Annotated in this window: 16 protein-coding genes; 3 read left to right on the top strand and 13 right to left on the bottom strand. The window is 65.1% G+C overall.

The features are described 5' to 3' along the window. On the top strand, window positions 1-1,486 hold a 1,486-nt coding region (locus ACTIIH_RS12245), incomplete at its 5' end, for a hypothetical protein (RefSeq protein ID WP_441452047.1). A 15-nt stretch (window positions 1,487-1,501) separates the two neighbouring features. On the opposite strand, the gene ACTIIH_RS12250 is transcribed toward ACTIIH_RS12245, so the two are convergent. The 10 genes from ACTIIH_RS12250 to clpS all read right to left on the bottom strand — a co-directional run bounded on the left by ACTIIH_RS12250 (window position 1,502) and on the right by clpS (window position 11,354). Continuing rightward, complete coding sequence (locus ACTIIH_RS12250; RefSeq protein WP_441452049.1) at window positions 1,502-2,920, bottom strand: amidase; 1,419 nt, start codon at window positions 2,918-2,920, stop codon at window positions 1,502-1,504. Window positions 2,921-2,971: 51 nt separating this feature from the next. After that, on the bottom strand, window positions 2,972-4,747 hold the full coding sequence (locus tag ACTIIH_RS12255) for a dipeptide ABC transporter ATP-binding protein (RefSeq protein ID WP_441452050.1): 1,776 nt from the start codon (window positions 4,745-4,747) through the stop codon (window positions 2,972-2,974). Next, window positions 4,740-5,687, bottom strand: a complete 948-nt coding sequence (locus ACTIIH_RS12260; protein ID WP_101555420.1) for an ABC transporter permease — start codon at window positions 5,685-5,687, stop codon at window positions 4,740-4,742. Before ACTIIH_RS12260 ends, ACTIIH_RS12255 begins: the two co-directional genes overlap by 8 nt. Beyond that, the gene (locus tag ACTIIH_RS12265) at window positions 5,684-6,631 is read right to left on the bottom strand and encodes an ABC transporter permease (protein WP_441452052.1); all 948 of its coding nucleotides are present in this window, start codon (window positions 6,629-6,631) and stop codon (window positions 5,684-5,686) included. Before ACTIIH_RS12265 ends, ACTIIH_RS12260 begins: the two co-directional genes overlap by 4 nt. 12 nt (window positions 6,632-6,643) lie before the next feature. Then, the gene (locus ACTIIH_RS12270; protein ID WP_441452053.1) at window positions 6,644-8,149 is read right to left on the bottom strand and encodes an ABC transporter substrate-binding protein; all 1,506 of its coding nucleotides are present in this window, start codon (window positions 8,147-8,149) and stop codon (window positions 6,644-6,646) included. Between the two features lie 126 nt (window positions 8,150-8,275). After that, window positions 8,276-8,881 carry an RdgB/HAM1 family non-canonical purine NTP pyrophosphatase gene (gene rdgB / locus ACTIIH_RS12275; protein ID WP_441452055.1) on the bottom strand — a complete coding sequence of 202 codons (606 nt, stop codon included), beginning with the start codon at window positions 8,879-8,881 and terminating at the stop codon, window positions 8,276-8,278. Continuing rightward, complete coding sequence (rph, locus tag ACTIIH_RS12280) at window positions 8,878-9,600, bottom strand: ribonuclease PH (RefSeq protein WP_025779891.1); 723 nt, start codon at window positions 9,598-9,600, stop codon at window positions 8,878-8,880. The genes rdgB and rph overlap by 4 nt, the downstream gene beginning before the upstream one ends. A gap of 48 nt (window positions 9,601-9,648) precedes the next feature. Next, window positions 9,649-10,470, bottom strand: a complete 822-nt coding sequence (locus ACTIIH_RS12285) for an MBL fold metallo-hydrolase (RefSeq protein WP_025779889.1) — start codon at window positions 10,468-10,470, stop codon at window positions 9,649-9,651. Next, complete coding sequence (locus tag ACTIIH_RS12290; protein ID WP_101555426.1) at window positions 10,467-11,045, bottom strand: DUF2017 family protein; 579 nt, start codon at window positions 11,043-11,045, stop codon at window positions 10,467-10,469. The genes ACTIIH_RS12285 and ACTIIH_RS12290 overlap by 4 nt, the downstream gene beginning before the upstream one ends. Window positions 11,046-11,048: 3 nt before the next feature. Continuing rightward, window positions 11,049-11,354, bottom strand: coding sequence for an ATP-dependent Clp protease adapter ClpS (gene clpS / locus ACTIIH_RS12295; protein WP_441452058.1), 306 nt, complete (start codon window positions 11,352-11,354; stop codon window positions 11,049-11,051). Window positions 11,355-11,406: 52 nt separating this feature from the next. On the opposite strand from clpS, the gene ACTIIH_RS12300 reads away from it, so the two are divergent. Next, a complete protein-coding gene (locus ACTIIH_RS12300; RefSeq protein ID WP_025779884.1) occupies window positions 11,407-12,726 on the top strand; it encodes a nicotinate phosphoribosyltransferase in 1,320 nt (439 codons plus the stop codon). Between the two features lie 116 nt (window positions 12,727-12,842). On the opposite strand, the gene ACTIIH_RS12305 is transcribed toward ACTIIH_RS12300, so the two are convergent. Both ACTIIH_RS12305 and ACTIIH_RS12310 read right to left on the bottom strand, forming a co-directional pair. Then, complete coding sequence (locus ACTIIH_RS12305; protein WP_101555427.1) at window positions 12,843-14,636, bottom strand: DEAD/DEAH box helicase; 1,794 nt, start codon at window positions 14,634-14,636, stop codon at window positions 12,843-12,845. After that, window positions 14,637-14,891 (bottom strand): DUF3039 domain-containing protein, encoded by a 255-nt coding sequence (locus tag ACTIIH_RS12310; protein ID WP_035320920.1) that lies wholly within the window; start codon window positions 14,889-14,891, stop codon window positions 14,637-14,639. It lies immediately after the preceding gene. A gap of 31 nt (window positions 14,892-14,922) precedes the next feature. On the opposite strand from ACTIIH_RS12310, the gene ACTIIH_RS12315 reads away from it, so the two are divergent. Next, window positions 14,923-15,438, top strand: coding sequence for a flavin reductase family protein (locus ACTIIH_RS12315; RefSeq protein WP_025779878.1), 516 nt, complete (start codon window positions 14,923-14,925; stop codon window positions 15,436-15,438). Between the two features lie 174 nt (window positions 15,439-15,612). On the opposite strand, the gene gdhA is transcribed toward ACTIIH_RS12315, so the two are convergent. Then, window positions 15,613-16,959, bottom strand: a complete 1,347-nt coding sequence (gene gdhA / locus ACTIIH_RS12320) for an NADP-specific glutamate dehydrogenase (RefSeq protein ID WP_441452061.1) — start codon at window positions 16,957-16,959, stop codon at window positions 15,613-15,615. Window positions 16,960-17,385 lie beyond the last annotated feature (426 nt).

The raw sequence follows: 17,385 nt of genomic DNA on the forward strand, positions 1-17,385 counted from the left end.
CCCGGGCGGCTCACAGGCAGGCCCCTACCCCGGTGCCCCGTCTCCCGGTGGCCAGGCTCAGAATGGACAGGCCCCGAACAACCAGTACCAGAACCCGCAGCAGCCGGACGGGGGTTACCCCGGCGCCCAGCCGCAGGACGGCCAACAGCCAGGTGGCCAACAGCCGGGTGGCCAACAGCCGGGCGACCAGTACTCGAATGCGGCTTATCCGGGAGCGCAGAATCAGCCCCCGTATCCCGGTGCCCTGAACCAGCCGGGCCAGTACAACTCCGCCCAGAACCAGTCCGGGCAGTACCAGACGGGGTCTGGCCCGAATGCCCCACAGACAGGATCCGGCCCGTCCCAGGGGATACCGCAGCCGGCTCCGGCCCCGGGCTTCGCCGGCGGGCAGAGCACTGCCACCCGGGCCGAGAATCGCCCCGACAAGAAGAAGGGCAAGATGCCCCTCTTCATCACTCTCGGCGCGGTCGCACTCGTCATCATCCTCGTCCTCGTCGGGTTCTTCGTCATCGGCAGCGTGAACAAGAACAAGTACGGACCCGACAAAGTCGCCGAAGACTACGTCGAAGCCCTGAACAAGGGTGACTTCGCCGCCGCGGAGAAGATCGCACCGTCCGCACGCCCGGAAGGGACGAACCTCGACCTGCTGCAGAAGGAATTCACCGATTCCTCCTCGGCGAAGATCGAGAAGGCCAAGGTCGAATCGTCGAAGACGGACGGAGACAAGGGAACCGTCGTCGTCTCCTACGAGCTCGACGGCAGCCCCTACAATGTCGAGCTCTCCGCGACGAAGGACGGCAAGCAGGACCTGTTCTTCGACAAGTGGACGATGAAGGGCCCCGACCTCAACGTCATCTCGCTCGATATTCCCGCCGCCGACGGTCTTTCCGTCAACGGCGAGGACTACAAAGCGAAGTCGGGCACCACCTCGTTCGCCGTCTACCCCGGCAGCTATGACTTCACGATCCCGAAGAGCAAGTGGATCTCAGAGGCATCCGATACGGCCAACGTGAACTTCCCGAAGGCCTTCGCTCCCGGTGGACAGCCGAACAAGGGGCAGGTGTCCCCCACCACCCTCAACCTCAACCTGGCCCCGACCGGCGCCTTCGAAAAGGAAGTTCAGAAACAGGTCGAGAAGGAGCTCGAGAAGTGCTTCGACAACAAGAGCATCGAGCCGAAGTGCGACTTCATCAAGTACGACCCGACCGAGATTCCCGTCGGCGGTTCGGACAAGAAGCTCGATGATCTGGCGAAGAAGAACACCGCCGAGTGGGACATGAAGGAGATGCCCGAGGTGAAGGCCAGCTTCGGCACCGGAGACACGAGCACCGGCTCGTTCTATACCGACAAGCCCGGCAAGTTCAACTTCTCCGTCGACGGCAAGAGGTCCGGATCCTCGTACTTCTCCAACGGAAACTCCCTGTCGGTGTCGGGAAGCGTGAAGATCGACGGAGACAAGCTCTCGGTCGAGTTCTTCGACTTCTGATCCCCGAGTCCGCGCTCAGCCCACCACCGACCGTGTCGGCTGTGCGAGTCCGGCCGCGGCCTCGAACCAGGCGCCGGCGGCCATGACGAGGTCGTCGGCGAACCGCCGTCCGGCGATCTGCGCGCCGATGGTCCGACCGTCATCCATGTATCCGGCCAGCACCGTTGCCGCCGGCTGTTCGGACATGTTGAACGGCATGGTGAACCCGATATGGCCCATCGGTTCGTGCACCTGCGGGTACGGCATGGGCTGCTCGGCCGGGAATGCCGCATCCGGAGCCGTCGGCGAAATCACCAGGTCGAATTCGGCTGTGGCGGTGATCGTCCGACGCCGGATCTCCTGGACACTGTGATAGCAGCGCATCAGCTCGACTCCACTGGTATCGGCTCCGTCCTGCGCCCACTGTCGGATATAGGGCAGGATAAGCGTCTGTTCGTCGACGGGCAGCGCCTTGAGGTCGGCCCACGATCGCACCCGCCAGAATAGGTCCATGTCATGGAGCAGATCATCGTCGATGAACGGATCGAGCGTGACGATTTCGGCTCCGGCCGCGGAGAACCTCTCGGCCGCCTCGGTGACGGCAGAACGCACCTGCGCAGCGGCGGCGACCCCGCACCCGGCGTCGAGCTGGACACCGATGCGCAGTCCCTGCGGATCGAAGACCGCGGTCGACTCCCTGCCCGGCAGTGATTGCGCGTCATCGGCGGCCAACCGCGGCAGCCGCGAATAGTCGCGATCGTCCGGGGCGGAGATGATGTCCATGGCGGCCTTGACATCGGCCATCGTCCGCGCGAGGGGTCCTGCACACCTGCCCAGGTAGGGGGCATCGAGCGGGACTCGACCGAAGCTGGGTTTGAGTCCGGCCAGTCCGAGCCAGGTGCACGGCAGGCGGATGGACCCGCCGATGTCGGAGCCGATGTGGATGGGTCCGTATCCGGCCGCCGCTGCGGCTCCGGCGCCGGCGCTCGACCCGCCGGTCGTCAGTCTCGGGTCAAGGGGCGAGCGGGTGATTCCGTGCAGTGAGGACACACCTGACGAGAGCATTCCCCAGTCGGGCATCGTCGTCGATCCGAGGATGACGGCGCCGGCTTCTTCGAGACGCTGGGTGATCGGGGCGTCGTCGTCGGCCACCGGCATCTCCACCCAGGCGTGGCCGCTGGGCAGCGGGACGCCGCGGCGAGCGATGTTCTCCTTGATCGTCACGGGCACCCCGTCGAGGTCGCTCAGCGGGCGGCCCTCACGCCAGCGGGCGGCGCTGGCCGCGGCTGAGTTCCGGGAGCGGTCGTCGTCGCGGTGGAACAGCGCATTGATGGTCGGTTCGCAGTCGTTCATGCGGTCGACGACCGCGGAGTGCACCTCGAGCGGGTCGAAGTCTCCGCCGGCGAAACCGGCCGCCAGTTCGGCCGCATTGTGGTCGGCAAGCGTTGTGTTCACGTGCTGCCCTTTCTCTCGATGGTTCGTCGCTGCTCGCAGACGCCGGCCGCGCTATCCGGCCGCGAGCGCCTCGGCCAGGCTCGGGGTGGCGGCGATGAGGCTCCGTGTGTACTCCTCCTGCGGGTTCGCGTAGATGTCCTCCGTGGCCCCCGATTCGACGATCTGCCCGGCCTTCATGACGATGACGTCGGAGCACAGGTGTTTGACGACGCCGAGGTCGTGGGAGACGAAGAGGAGGGTCAGCGCGTACTCGTCGACGAGGTCGGTGAGCAGGTTGAGCACCTGCGCACGCACCGAGACGTCGAGGGCGGAGACCGTTTCGTCGGCGACGAGGATCTGCGGTTTGGTCACCAGTGCCCGAGCGATCGAGATGCGCTGTCTCTGCCCGCCCGAGAACTGGTGCGGGTACCGACGCAGAGAGTCCGCATCGAGGTCGACGGCGGTGATCATCTCCATGACCCGCGCGTCCCGTTCGTCCTTGTCGATACCCGCGGCGATGAGCGGTTCGGCGACGATATCGGCGATGCGCATCCGCGGATCGAGCGAAGCGAATGGGTCCTGGAACACGATCTGCAGGCGCTCGCGCAAGCGACGCAGAGCCTGAGAGCTCGCGGCTTCGACGCGGATGTCGCCGACGCGTACATGGCCGGTGGTCGGTCGGTCGAGACCGGAGAGGATGTTCAGCAGCGTCGATTTCCCCGAGCCCGACTCCCCCACGATGCCCAGCCGAGCTCCGGTCGAGACGGCGAAGTCGATTCCGCCCAGAGCGGTGACGTCCGATCGTCTGCGGCCGAAGAGACCGCGTCCGCGGAAGACCCGGGTGACGTCCGAGACGTCGATGAGCGGCGCCGATTCCCGCACCGAGGCGGTCCCATCGTCGTCCGTCACCGAGGCGGTCCCATCGTCGTCCGTCACCGAGGCGGTCCCGTCCACGGAATCCCCCGGCTCCACCGGCTCTGCCGACGACGCTGCCTTGTCGAGCCGCGGACCCGAGTAGGCGAGCGCGGTCTTGAGCGTGAAGAGCCGACCGCGCTCGTCGGTGGCGTCGAGGTCCGAGGATGCCAGGAGCCCTCGCGTGTATTCGTGCTGAGGTGCGGTGAAGATTTCGTCGACGCTGCCGGTCTCGACGATGCGGCCGCGGTACATGACGATGACTCGATCACAGATTCCGGCGACGACGGCGAGGTCGTGAGTGATGAACAGCAGCCCCGCCTCGACGTCCGAGACCCTTTCGGCGATGAGGTCGAGCATCCGCTTCTGCACCGTGACGTCGAGGGCGGTGGTGGGTTCGTCACAGATGAGCAGCCGCGGCGAATTCGCCAGGGCGATCGCGAGCATGACGCGTTGCCGCTGCCCGCCCGACATCTGGTGCGGGTAGGCGAACCGGGCACTGTCCGGGTCGGGCATGTGGACGTCGCGGAGCAGATCGCGCACACGAGTCGGGATCTGAGCTCGGGGCACCTTGCCGTGGATGCGCAGCACTTCGGCGATCTGGTCGCCGATGCGCATGAGCGGGTTGAGTGCGCTCATGGGCTCTTGGAACACCATGGACACGATGTCCGACCGCATCCCGGCCAGGGTCGTCTCCTTCGCGTCGAGCAGGTTCCCGGAGTGCCCCTGCAGGTGCACCCGCCCCCGGGTGTGCAGCTCTTCGGGCAGCAGTCCCATCACGGACTGGGCGGTCAGCGACTTGCCCGAGCCGGATTCGCCGATGAGTCCGACCCGCTCCCCCGAAGCCAGGCTGAGGCTGACGTCATGGAGCACCGGCGTTTGTGTTCCGGCAGGGGTGATGGTGAGGTCGCGGACCTCGAGCAGATTCTCAGGCACCTCGAGCCTCCATCTTCGGATCGAAACGGTCGCGCAGACCGTCGCCCAAGAGGTTGAAGCCGAGGACGGCGAGCGCAATGAACACGCCCGGCCACAGCGCGAGTTCGGGGTGAGTGGACAGGTACTGCTGGGACTCCTGCAGCATCCGGCCCCACGACGGCGTCGGGGCCTGGGTGCCGAGTCCGAGGAAGGACAGCCCCGCCTCGGCGAGGACCGAGATCGCGAACGCCACTGATGCTTGGACGATGACCATTCCGGCGATGTTCGGCAGCACATGGACGACGGCGATGGCCGGGATCCGACGGTTCGACGCTCGTGCGGCGCGCACGTATTCGGTGCCCAGGACCTGCAGCGTCCCCGACCTCGCGACTCGAGCGAACCCGGGGATCGCGGCGATGCCGACGGCGACCATCGCCGGGCCCGTCCCCGGCGAGTAGACGGCGGCGAAGATGATCGCCAGCAGCAGGGCCGGGAAGGCCAGCAGGATGTCGTTGGCGCGCATGATCACCGAGTCGATCCAGATTCCCCACGGCTGCTTCGCGAAGAGGGCGGAGATGATTCCGATCGGGGTGCCGATGAGCAGGGCGATGCCGACGGCGACGACGCCGACGAGCAGCGTGATCCGCGCCCCGACCATCACCCAGGTCAGCGTGTCCCGGCCGAAGGTGTCGGTGCCGAACGGATGGGCGAGGCTGCCGTTCTGCAGCCGGGCCGCGGGGTCGATCGCGTTCGCATCGTACGGGGTCCACACGAAGGAGACGAGGGCGAGTGCGACGATGAGCACGACCAGGCCCGCACCGATGACCATCGATGCGTTCACCCGCCGCCCGCTCTTGCGGGACCGGGCGGAGCCGCCGTTCGCCGAGGCGGTCGCGGCGGCCGGGTTGAGATCGACGGGATCGGCATGGTCGCGGGGACTCTGAGCACCGGTCGGTTTCATGCGGCGTTCCTGATCCGGGGGTCGACGATGGGCACGAGGATGTCGACGATGAGGTTGATGATGAGCACGAGCAGGACGAGGACCATGACGATGCCCTGGACCGCCACAAGGTCGCGGTTGGCCACGGCGCGGACGAGTTCGGATCCGATTCCGGGCAGCACGAAGATCTGTTCGATGATCACGGCCCCGACCAGCAGGGTCGCCAGCTGGACTCCGGCGACGGTGATGACGGGGATCGCCGCATTGCGCAGCCCGTGGACGAACAGTGCCTTCGTCCGGGTCAGTCCCTTCGCACGGGCAGTGCGGATATAGTCCTCCCGCATCACGTCGAGGACAGCCGAGCGAACATAGCGGGTGAGGATCGCCGCCTGTACGAGCGCCAGCGACACGACCGGCAGGACCAGACGAAGGAGGAAGCCGCCGAGGCCCTCGATCGGAGCCATCCACCCTTGGGACGGGAACCACCCGAGGGTCAGCGAGAAGACGATGACGAGGATGATCGCGGCCAGAAAGTTCGGGATCGCGATGCCGACCTGGCTGAGGCCTGAGATCGTCACACCGATCCAGTTGCGCTGTTCGAGAGCGGCGAAGGTGCCCAATGGCACTGCGATGACGATGGACACGGCGATGGCGGCGACGACGAGGATCGCGGTCACCTGGACGCTGCCCACGATGACGGGGGTGATCTCGGCACCGGTGACGTAGGAGGTGCCGAAGTCTCCGGTGAGCATTCCGCCCATCCAGTCGAAATACCGGATGAGCGGTGGCCGGTCGAGCCCGTACTGTGCTTCCAGCGCCGCCACCGCTTCCGGGGTGGCATTCGTTCCCAGCGCCACCTGTGCCGCGTTGCCGGGCAGCAGACTCATCAGGGCGAAGACCGCCACCGAGGCGACGAGGAGGGACAGTGCGAACTGGACCGCACGGTTGATGGCGTAGGTGAGCATCGACGTGTGCGGTCAGGCCCAGCTGAGGTCGGCGATCTTGAACGCGTCGGAGACGCGGTTGGCGGGTATTCCCTCGACGCCGGACTTGGCGATGACGAGGTTCGGGAACAGGAACAGGAAGTCCGAGGCGGCATCCTCGGTGATCGTCCTGGCGATCTCCTTCATCCCCGAGATGTATTCCTCCTCGGTGCCGGTGTCGGCCTTCTCCGCGAGCTTCGTGATCGTCGAATCGTCGTAGCCGATGTAGTAGTCCTTCGAGAACACGGTGAGGATGTCGCGTGGTTCGGCATGGTTGATCACCGACATGTCGTAATCGTGTTCGGTGAACGTCTTGTCCAACCACACGGCCGGGAATTCCTGAGTCTCGATCTTCGCCTTCAGTCCGACCTCATCGAGCTGGGCGGAGACGATTTCGGAGATCGCTTTCGCGTACGGCAGGTTCGGTACGGTGAAGGCGAACTCCTCACCATTGATCCCGGCCTCGTCGACGAGCTGCTTGGCTTTCTTCGGATCGTACTTCCACTCTCCGGTCAGGTCTTCGTAGTACGGGTCGGTCGGGGGCACCATCGAGCCGATGAGCTCGCCGTAGCCCGCCCACGCCGTGTCGAGGACCGCCTTGCGGTCGATCGCATACATCACGGCTTCACGGGCCTTCTTGTCCTTGAAGATGCCTTCGGCGTTGTTCATCGACAGCACGACTTCGCCGTTCGTGGTGCCGGAGACGATCTGATAGTCGTCGCTTTGGAACTCTCCGGCCAGTTCGGGCGCCTGGAGGTTGGAGACGAGGTCGATCTCTCCTGATTTCAGGGCGTTCGAGGCCGAGACCGCATCCTTGAAGTATTTGAACTGGACCGAGTTCAGGGACGGCTTCTCACCCCAGTAGTCGTCGCGGGCGGTGAAGTCGATGGACTGTCCGCGCGTGAATTCCTCGATCGCGAAGGGACCGGTGCCGATGGCTTCGTTCGCCAGGTCGTCGGTTCCCTCGGTGTCGAAGACGGCACCGACGAGACTGGTGAGGTTGAACAGCCAGGTGTTCGACGGCCTCTTCAGTTCGATCGTGACGGTGGAATCGTCCGGGGTCTCGATGGACTCGACGATGTCCATCTTCGACTTCAGCGCGTTCTTCCAGTCGTTCTGCACTCGTTCATAGGAGTACTTCGCGTCTTCGCTGGTGAAGTCCGCACCATTGGAGAACTTCACACCCTCCTGGAGTTCGAAGGTGTAGGTTTTGCGGTCATCGGACAGGGACCAGTCCTTGGCCAGGGCAGGCTGGATCTCCCCCTCGCCGTCGAGGCGGACGAGCGATTCGTAGACGTTCTCCATCAGCGCTTCGGGAATCGCGACCCCCGAGGTGGAGGTGAAGTCGAGATTGACCGGTTCGGCGGTGAAGGCGATCGTCATCGAGTCCTTCTGCTGCGCATCGCCTCCGCTGTCGGAGGCGCCGGCCGAACAGCCTGTGATCAGCAGGCTCGTGGCGGCCGCTGCCGCCACCCACGTCATGATGCGCGGAGTCTTCATTGTTCTCCTCGATTTCGCCGACCACGAAGAGGGTCGTTCGCCAACATTCGAGCACCGTCAGTGTATCCGAATTTCTCAGCTGGTGAGGCAGTTGCGTTCAGATGCCGAGCATCGTGGGTGAGCGATTCAGAGATTCGGCTCGTCGGCGAGAATCGCGGCCAGTGCGTCGAAGGCGAACCGGCGGTGGGAACGTGAGTTCTTCTCCTCAGCACTCATCTCGGCGGCACTGAGCTCAGAGCCTTCGGGGACGAAGATCGGGTCGTAGCCGAAGCCGTTCTCACCCTTGGGCTCGGTGGCCAGCCGTCCGGGCATGACTCCCTCGGCGGTGAACTCGCGACCGTCGGCGGTCACAGCGGCGGCCGCGCAGCGGAACTGCGCTGCGCGGTGTTCGGCTGCGATATCACCCAGCTGGGCGAGCAGGAGTTCGAGGTTCGAGCGGTCGTCGCCGTGTCGGCCGGCCCAGCGAGCGGAGAAGATCCCCGGTGCGCCGCCGAGCACGTCGACGCTGATTCCCGAGTCGTCGGCGATGGCGGTGTGTCCGGTCGCGGCGGCCGCGGCACGCGCCTTGATGAGCGCGTTCTCCGTGAACGTGACGCCGGTTTCAGCGACATCGCCGAGCCCCGCCTCGGCGGCGGTGAGCACCTGGGTATCGGTGCCGAGGACGGGCCCGAGGATGGTCAGCAGCTCTCGCTTCTTGCCCTCATTGTGAGTGGCGATCACGAACGTCGTCATCCGGCGAGCACGTCGGACTGGATGCGGGTGAGTTCGGTGCACCCGTGGCCGGCGAGGTCGAGCAGTTTGCCGAGTTCGTCGCGGTCGAACGGTGCTCCCTCGGCCGTGCCTTGGACTTCGATGAACTTTCCGGACCCGGTCATGACCACATTCATATCCGTTTCGGCTCGCGAGTCCTCGACGTACGGCAGGTCGAGGAGGGGCTGTCCGTCGATGATGCCGACGCTCACAGCCGCCACCGAGTCGATGAGCGGCTGGTGGGCAGCAGGGATGAGCCCGGTCGATCGCCCCTTGTCGATGGCCTTCGCCAGCGCGACGTAGGCGCCGGTGATCGAGGCGGTGCGGGTGCCGCCGTCGGCCTGGAGGACGTCGCAGTCGAGAACGAGGGTGTTCTCCCCGAGCTTGTCCATGTCGATGACCGCCCGCAGGCTGCGGCCGATGAGGCGGGAGATCTCGTGAGTGCGTCCGCCCTGCTTGCCCTTGACCGACTCGCGGGTGCTGCGGGAGTCGGTGGCTCGCGGGAGCATGGCGTATTCGGCGGTGACCCAGCCGCGTCCCTGGCCCTTGAGCCACCGCGGCACGCCTTCGGTCAGCGAGGCTGCGCAGAGGACGCGGGTGTTGCCGAACTCCACGAGCGCGGACCCTTCGGCGGTGTTGATCCAGTCCGGGGTGATCCGGACGTCACGGAGTTCGTCTGCTGCACGGCCGTCTGCTCGCACTGTCTGCCTCTTTCGTCTCGATGGTGGTGTCTGCTGGTCGTCGCCGAGTCACACGGTCCAGGTGGCTCCGGGCTTCGCCAGCTCGATGGGTCCACGGTACTCCCCGGCCGCCTCACCGCGCACGATGGAGCAGTCGGTCCAGGCCGGGATGTGGGTGAGCACGAGCGCGGATGCCTCGGCGTACTGCGCCACACGTCCGGCGCGCTTGCCTGTGAGGTGGATTCCGCGTGCCGTGTCGCGGTCTTCCTGAAAAGCGGCTTCGCAGAGGAAGAGGTCCGCGCCCTTGGCCGCCTCGACGAGGTTCTCGCACTCATCGCTGTCACCGGAATACGTGATGACTTTGCCGGCTGCGTCCGTGATCCGCAGGGCGTAGGCCTCGACGGGGTGGTCGACGAGGAAGGATTCGATCGTCAGCGATCCGATCTGATGCCGACTGCCGTGGTCGATGTCGGTGAACTCGAAGGCGTGGTCGAAGTCCGAATCGTCTCCCCCGTTGGCGACCGGGGACTTGCCGGGATCCGTGTAATAGGCCCGAAAGAGGCGCTCCTTCGCGCCGGCCGGAGCGAACACCGGGGTGCGGGTGCGGATCGTTCCGGTGTCGGAGATGTCGCCGTTGAAGTACTTCGGGTCGAAGCAGTGTTTGACGTAGAGGCCGGTCATGTCCATGCAGTGATCCGGGTGGAGGTGGCTGAGCACGATGCCGGAGAGACGATCGGTGTCGATCGTCTCCTGCAGAGGGCTGAGCGCACCGGATCCGAGGTCGAGGATGATGCGAGTGGGTGTGTCCTCATCCGTCTCGATGAGGTAGCAGCTGGCGAGAGCGCCGCGCCCTGGGAAGGAACCTGCGGTGCCGATAGCGGTGAGTCTCATATCTCGTCATCCCCTTGCCTCTGGTCGAGCAAGGTCGTTGTCAATCGGTCCTGAATCCACGTCAGGAAGTCGTACAGGGTCAGGGTGAGGTCTTCGGACTCGGAGAGGCCCTCGCGGTGGGCGTACTTCTCCTCCTGTGCCTCCTCGGTGTCGATCTCGAGGCGCACGGCGAGGACGAGTCGCAGATCGTTGAGTCCCTTCATCCAGGCGAGCACCTCGTCGCGGGTCAGGGCGATGTCGTTGCCCTTGCTCAGTCCCAGCAGCACGATGCGCACATTGTGTGCCTTGGCCTGTTTGAGGTCGAACTCGGTGAGGCGGCGGAACTCCGCCGAACGCTCCTCGTCGTCGGGGTCGACGTCGGGCAGCAGTCGCAGCAGCGCCGGATCCTCCGGACGCGGCCGGTCGACGAGTCCGAGCCGGGCTTCCCAGTTCTCCGAGTCCGGACGGTCGTCATCGCCGTCACCGTCTTCGGCCAGCAGGGCCGCGAGATCGGTGAACACGGTGAGCATGAGCGAGCGTTCGTTGTCCTGCAGGGTGAGGACGACGTCGTCCCCTCGTGCGTCGATAGCGGCCATGTGTCAGTCGGATCCTGAATCGGGTTGGCACGCGGCCCACAGGCCGTACTCGTGCATCGCTTGGGTGTCTCGTTCCATGGCTTCACGACCTCCCGTGGCAACCACGGAGCGGCCGTTCTCATGGACTTCGAGCATGAGCGAGTGGGCTTTCTCCTCGGAGTAGCCGAAGTAGGTCTGGAACACGAAACTGACATAGCTCATGAGGTTGACCGGGTCGTTGAAGACCACGGTCCTCCAGGGCTTGGCCAGGTCCTCGGCGGGTCGGACATCGGCCTCCGGCTCCAGGACTGGTGTCGTTGGATTGCTCACGTTTCCACCATACGGCAGAACACTGACACTGTCGTGACGTAAGATCGCGCCTATGAGTGATCTCACACGGACCGATTCGACGGCTTTCTTCACGGATCAGTACGAATTGACGATGGTGCAGGCGGCCCTGGAATCCGGTGCCGCCCACCGCAAGAGCCTCTTCGAGGTCTTCGGCCGCAGTCTTCCCGCAGGTCGCCGCTACGGTGTCGTCGCCGGTACCGGCCGGATCCTCGAGATGATCCGCGACTTCCGCTTCGATGATGCCGAACTCTCGTTCCTCAGCAGGGAGAACATCGTCGACTCGCGCACCATCGACTGGTTGGCGGACTATCGGTTCTCCGGCAATATCCGCGGCTATGCCGAAGGGGAGATCTATTTCCCCGGCTCACCGCTGCTCACGATCGAATCGACATTCGCCGAGGGTGTCATCCTCGAGACGCTCATCCTGTCGGCGATGAACTATGACTGTGCAGTCGCCTCGGCGGCGTCCCGCATGGCTCAGGCGGCCGGCGATCGACCCTGCGCGGAGATGGGCGGGCGACGGACGAACGAGCATGCGGCCGTGGCTGCGGCTCGAGCCGCTGTCATCGGCGGTTTCGCCTCGACGTCGAACCTGGCCGCCGGCCTCCAGTACGGACTGCGCACGATCGGCACCTCGGCCCACTCGTTCACGCTCCTCCACGATTCCGAGCGAGAGGCCTTCGCCGCCCAGCTGAAGTCGCTGGGCACCGAGACGACTCTGCTCTTGGACACCTATGACGTCGAGGAGGCGCTGGCCACGGCGATCGAACTGGCCGGGCCGAACCTCGGCGGCGTGCGCATCGATTCGGGCGACCTCATCGAACAGGCCAGCGAGGTTCGTGAGAGCCTGGACCGTCTCGGTGCCCGCGACACGACGATCACCGTCACGAGCGATCTCGACGAGTACGCGATCGCTGCGCTGGCCGCCTCCCCCGTCGACTCATACGGTGTCGGCACACGAGTCGTCACCGGTTCAGGTGCCCCGGCCGCCGGGCTGGTGTACAAGCTCGTGGCCCGCGCCGATGAGGCAGGCGAGTGGACCTCGGTGGCCAAACACTCCTCCGGCAAGCCCTCACGCGGAGGACACAAAGAGGCGCTGCGCCTCATCGACGGTCCGATCGCGGTCGAGGAGGCCGTCGGCATTCCGAGCCTGCCCGATGACCTCGGTGACGGTCGTCGGCTCAGCGTCGATCTCGTCGTCGACGGTGAGGTCGATGAATCGTTCACCGGTGCGGCAGGCGTGAAGAAGGCCTGCGCCCGACATGATGAGTCGTTGGCGGAGCTGCCGCGTTCGGCCAGGCGCCTGCAGGACGGCGAGCCCGCCATCCCCACCGTGTTCTATTCAGCCTGATCCGGGCCCGGCCCACCGCGGTGCTCACATCTTGCCCACCGCGGTGCTCACTTCTTGCCCACCGCGGCGCTCACTTCCTGCCCACCGCGGCGCTCACTTCTTGCCCACCGCGGCGCTCACTTCTTGCCGATGAACCAGCCCTGCAGCTTCTTGATCCGAGCTTGGATCTGCTCCCGTGTGGCCTGAGCGACGGCCGGTCCCCCGCATGCCTTGCGCAGCTCGACGTGGACGTTCTGGTGCGGTGTGCCGGTGCGTCTGGACCAGGCACCGACGAGGCTCTGAAGCTGGTTGCGCTCTTCCTTCATCGCGCGGTGCTCGAGTTCGCTCGTCTCCACCTCGGGTGCCGGAGGTGCCGCCGCAGTCTTGCGCTTCGCCTGCCGGGCCTGCTGAGTGCTCAGCAGCTCACGCACCTGATCGGGTTCGAGCAGACCCGGAATGCCGATGAAGTCGAGTTCGTCCTCGGAGCCGATGGCTCCGCCGGTGCCGAATTCGCCGCCGTCGTAGAGGACGCGGTCGAACAGCGCCTCGGCACCGAGTGCTTCGAAGGATCCGAGTTGGTCCGACGAGGCGCCTTCGTTCCGATTCGCCTGCTCCATGGCCTGCTCGTCGAAGACGACGACATCGTTCTCGTCCTCGTTCTTCGGGCGATCGAGGGCATGGTCGCGTTCGGTCTCCATCGAGTTCGCCAAGGCCAGCAGCACGGGCACCGAGGGCAGGAACACCGAGGCGGTCTCGCCGCGTTTGCGAGCACGCACGAAGCGGCCGATCGCCTGGGCGAAGAACAGCGGCGTCGACGAGGAGGTCGCGTAGACGCCGACACACAGTCGGGGAACGTCGACGCCTTCGGAGACCATCCGCACGGCGACCATCCATCGGTCGGTGGAGTTCTGGAACTGTTCGATCCGCTCCGAGGCTCCTGCTTCGTCAGAGAGCACCACGGTCGGTTTCTCTCCGGTGATCTCGTGCAGCCGTTTGGCGTAGGCTCGGGCGGCCTCCTGGTCTGTGGCGATGACGAGTCCGCCGGCATCGTGGACGGTGCGCCGGACTTCCGTCAGTCGGATATCGGCGGCCTTGAGGACCGCCGGGATCCAGTCGCCCTTCGGATCGAGTGCCGTGCGCCAGGCCTGCGAGTTGATGTCCTTCGTCGTCTCCTCGCCGAGGACGTGCGACATCTCGTCGCCGGCCTTGGTCCGCCAGCTCATGGCGCCGGCGTAGGCGAGGAAGAGGACGGGGCGGACGACGGAGTCCTTGAGCGCACGACCGTAGCCGTAGGAGTAGTCCGCCACCGAGGTGCGGATGCCGTTCTCGTCGGGAGCGTAGGTGACGAACGGGATCGGTGAGGTGTCCGACCGGAACGGGGTTCCGGTCAGGGACAGTCGACGGACCGCGGGGCCGAAGGCCTCTCGCACGGCATCGCCCCACGACAGGGCGTCACCTCCGTGGTGGACCTCGTCGAGGATGACCAGGGTGCGGCCGGCGGCCGTCCGGTTGTGGTGGAGAACGGGTTTGGCCGCCACCTGCGCATAGGTCAGAGCCACTCCGTGGTACCCGGGGGCGTGTTTGCCCTGGGAGTTCTTGAAGTGCGGGTCGAGTTTGATGCCCACACGTGCCGCCGAATCGGCCCACTGCACCTTGAGGTGTTCGGTGGGAGCGACGACTGTGACCCTGTTGACGACTCTTTGGGCCAGCAGTTCGGCAGCCAGGCGCAGAGCGAAGGTGGTCTTACCGGCCCCGGGGGTCGCGACGGCGAGGAAGTCCTTGGGCTGCTTCTGGAAGTAGAGTTCGAGAGCCTCCGCCTGCCAGGCACGCAGCTTTCCGGCCGTTCCCCACGCTGCGCGCTCGGGGAATGCCGGTGGAAGCTGTTCTGCTGCGGAGGTCCCTGGTGCTGATGGGAGACGATCCGCGGACATCTACTCCTGCGGTCCTTCGGACATCGTCTCGTAGATCTCTTTGCACTTGGGGCAGATCGGGAACCGCTCGGGGTCGCGCGTGGGGACCCACACCTTCCCGCACAAGGCGATCAGCGGAGTCCCGGTCACCATGGACTCCATGATCTTGTCCTTGGGCGCGTAGTGGCTGAAGCGCTCGTGGTCGCCGGGCTCGACTAGCTGCTCGGACTGCTCGCGCTCGATCGTTGCTGAACCGCCTGAAGCTGGAATGGTCATGGCTCCATTGTAGTTCCCTAGAATGAGTGTCATGGACCAGGCCTACGACGATTCCCTCACAGAACGCTACCGCGAACTCAGCGATGACATCGCCGCGGCGGTCGCCGTGGTCTCTGCCACCCGCGGCAGTGCCCTGCATGCGATCACCGTCGATTCGTTTCTCGACGTGTCGTACGATCCCCCGACGATGGCGGTGAGCGTCTATTCCGGCTCACGGATGATGGAGACCCTGGAGACGAGTTCTCACTTCGCCATCTCGCTGCTCAATTCCGACCAGCGAGACATCTCTGAACGCTTGGGAGCTTCGGGCCAGCCGCTGTACGGGTCGCTCAAAGGCATTGACACCTTTCCCGCCCCGCAGGCCGGGCAGCCGGTACTCACCGAGGCGATCGCCTGGTTCGAACTCGAACTCACCGAGGTGCTCGAGGTCGCCACGCACAACCTCGTCGTCGGTGAGGTGGTCTCCATGGGTGCGGGCACGAATGCGGGAACATCCCGTCCCCTGCTGCGCTGGCGCAAAGGCTACGGGACGATCGGAAAACGCTGAGCGGGCCGAGCGACGGGACATACACCCGCCGGCGAGTCCTTGGCCCTCTGACAGAACTGGAGCTGTTCGGTCCGACTGCGCGCGGCAGATACGACACAGGCCCTGCTCAGCATCATCGTGCTTCGCTTGGAAGCGCAACCGTCCTGGGCAGGGCCTGTCTTGTGGTTCAGTCGATCAGACGACTCCCTGAGCGAGCATCGCTTCGGAGACACGGATGAAGCCTGCGATATTGGCGCCGGCGACGTAGTCTCCGGGCGAACCGAATTCATCGGCAGCGGCGGCGCAGCTGTCGTGGACATCGCCCATGATCTCGGCCAGGCGCGCCTCGGTGAAGTCGAAGTCCCACGAGTCGCGGCTGGCGTTCTGCTGCATTTCGAGCGCACTGGTCGCGACACCGCCGGCGTTTGCGGCCTTGCCGGGGGCGAAGAGGACGCCGGCCTCGGAGAAGATCTTCACGGCTTCCGGCGTGCAGGGCATGTTCGCGCCTTCGGCGAGGGCGATGACTCCGTTCTTGACCAGAGTCGCAGCCGAGTCTCCGTCGAGCTCGTTCTGAGTCGCACATGGCAGTGCGACGTCGACCTCGATGTCCCAGACATTGCCGCCCTCGTGGTAGGTCGCGCGTCCCCCGCGCTGCTCCACGTATTCGGAGATGCGTCCGCGCTCTTCGAACTTGATGCGCTTGACGAGTGCCGTGTCGATGCCATCCGGATCGTGGATGAAGCCGGCCGAGTCGGACATCGTGATGACCGTGCCGCCGAAGGCCGTGACCTTCTCTGCTGCGAACACCGCGACATTTCCGGATCCGGAGATCGAGACTGTGCGACCGTCGATGTTCTTCTTCGCAGCCGCCAGCATGTCCTTGAGGAAGTACACGACGCCGAAGCCGGTGGCTTCGGTGCGGACCATGGAACCGCCGTAGGACAGTCCCTTGCCGGTGAGCACACCTGCCTCGTAGGAGTTCGTCATCCGCTTGTACTGGCCGAAGAGGTAGCCGATCTCCCGACCGCCGACGCCGATGTCGCCTGCGGGCACATCGCGGTATTCACCGATGTGACGGTACAGCTCGGTCATGAACGACTGGCAGAACCGCATGACTTCGCGGTCGCTGCGGCCCTTCGGATCGAAGTCAGATCCGCCTTTGCCGCCGCCGATGGGCAGGCCTGTGATGGCGTTCTTGAAGATCTGCTCGAAGCCGAGGAATTTGACGATGCCGAGGTTCACCGAAGGGTGGAACCGCAGTCCACCCTTGTACGGGCCGAGTGCCGAGTTGAACTGCACACGGAAGGCGCGGTTGATCTGCACGACTCCGGAGTCATCGATCCAGGGGACCCGGAAGATGATCTGGCGTTCGGGCTCGCACAGCCGCTCGAGCGCTGAGAGTTCGAGGTATTCGGGGTGTTTGTCCACGACGGGGCCCAGGGAATAGAGAACTTCCTGTACCGCTTGGTGAAACTCCGACTCTCCAGGATTACGCTGGAGCACCGTGTCGAAGATTGGCTGCAGTGATGGATGTAGACTCATGCGCACAAACCTACCGTGACCCGCATAACAACAATCCGAGCGACCAGATAATGGACAGCGTTGTCCGGTCACTTCAAGTGGGATATAAGTCATCCTCGCAGTTCCAGGGCCATTGAACAGGAAAGAATGGAAACAAGTCACATGGACATCTCGGAGATCTGGCCGCCGTTCGCACTTCATCTGCGATCAGATGGTATGGAGCTCTCGCCCGTACAAGAGGCCGATATTCCGGAGCTCGCACAGATCGCGCGAGGCGGAGTGAGACGCGATGGAATCGAAGCCTTCCCCTATTGCTACCTGGCGGGGGCGCAGCAACCCCGCGCGAGGTTGCTGGGCCCCCGCCAGGTAGCAATAAGCACGGACAACACACCCCATCCGTGAATACAGTGATGGCCCCGCCCAAACACTGGACGAGGCCATCACCTT

It is taken from the genome of Brevibacterium sp. (assembly GCF_052105255.1).
Lineage (GTDB): Bacteria > Actinomycetota > Actinomycetes > Actinomycetales > Brevibacteriaceae > Brevibacterium > Brevibacterium linens_B.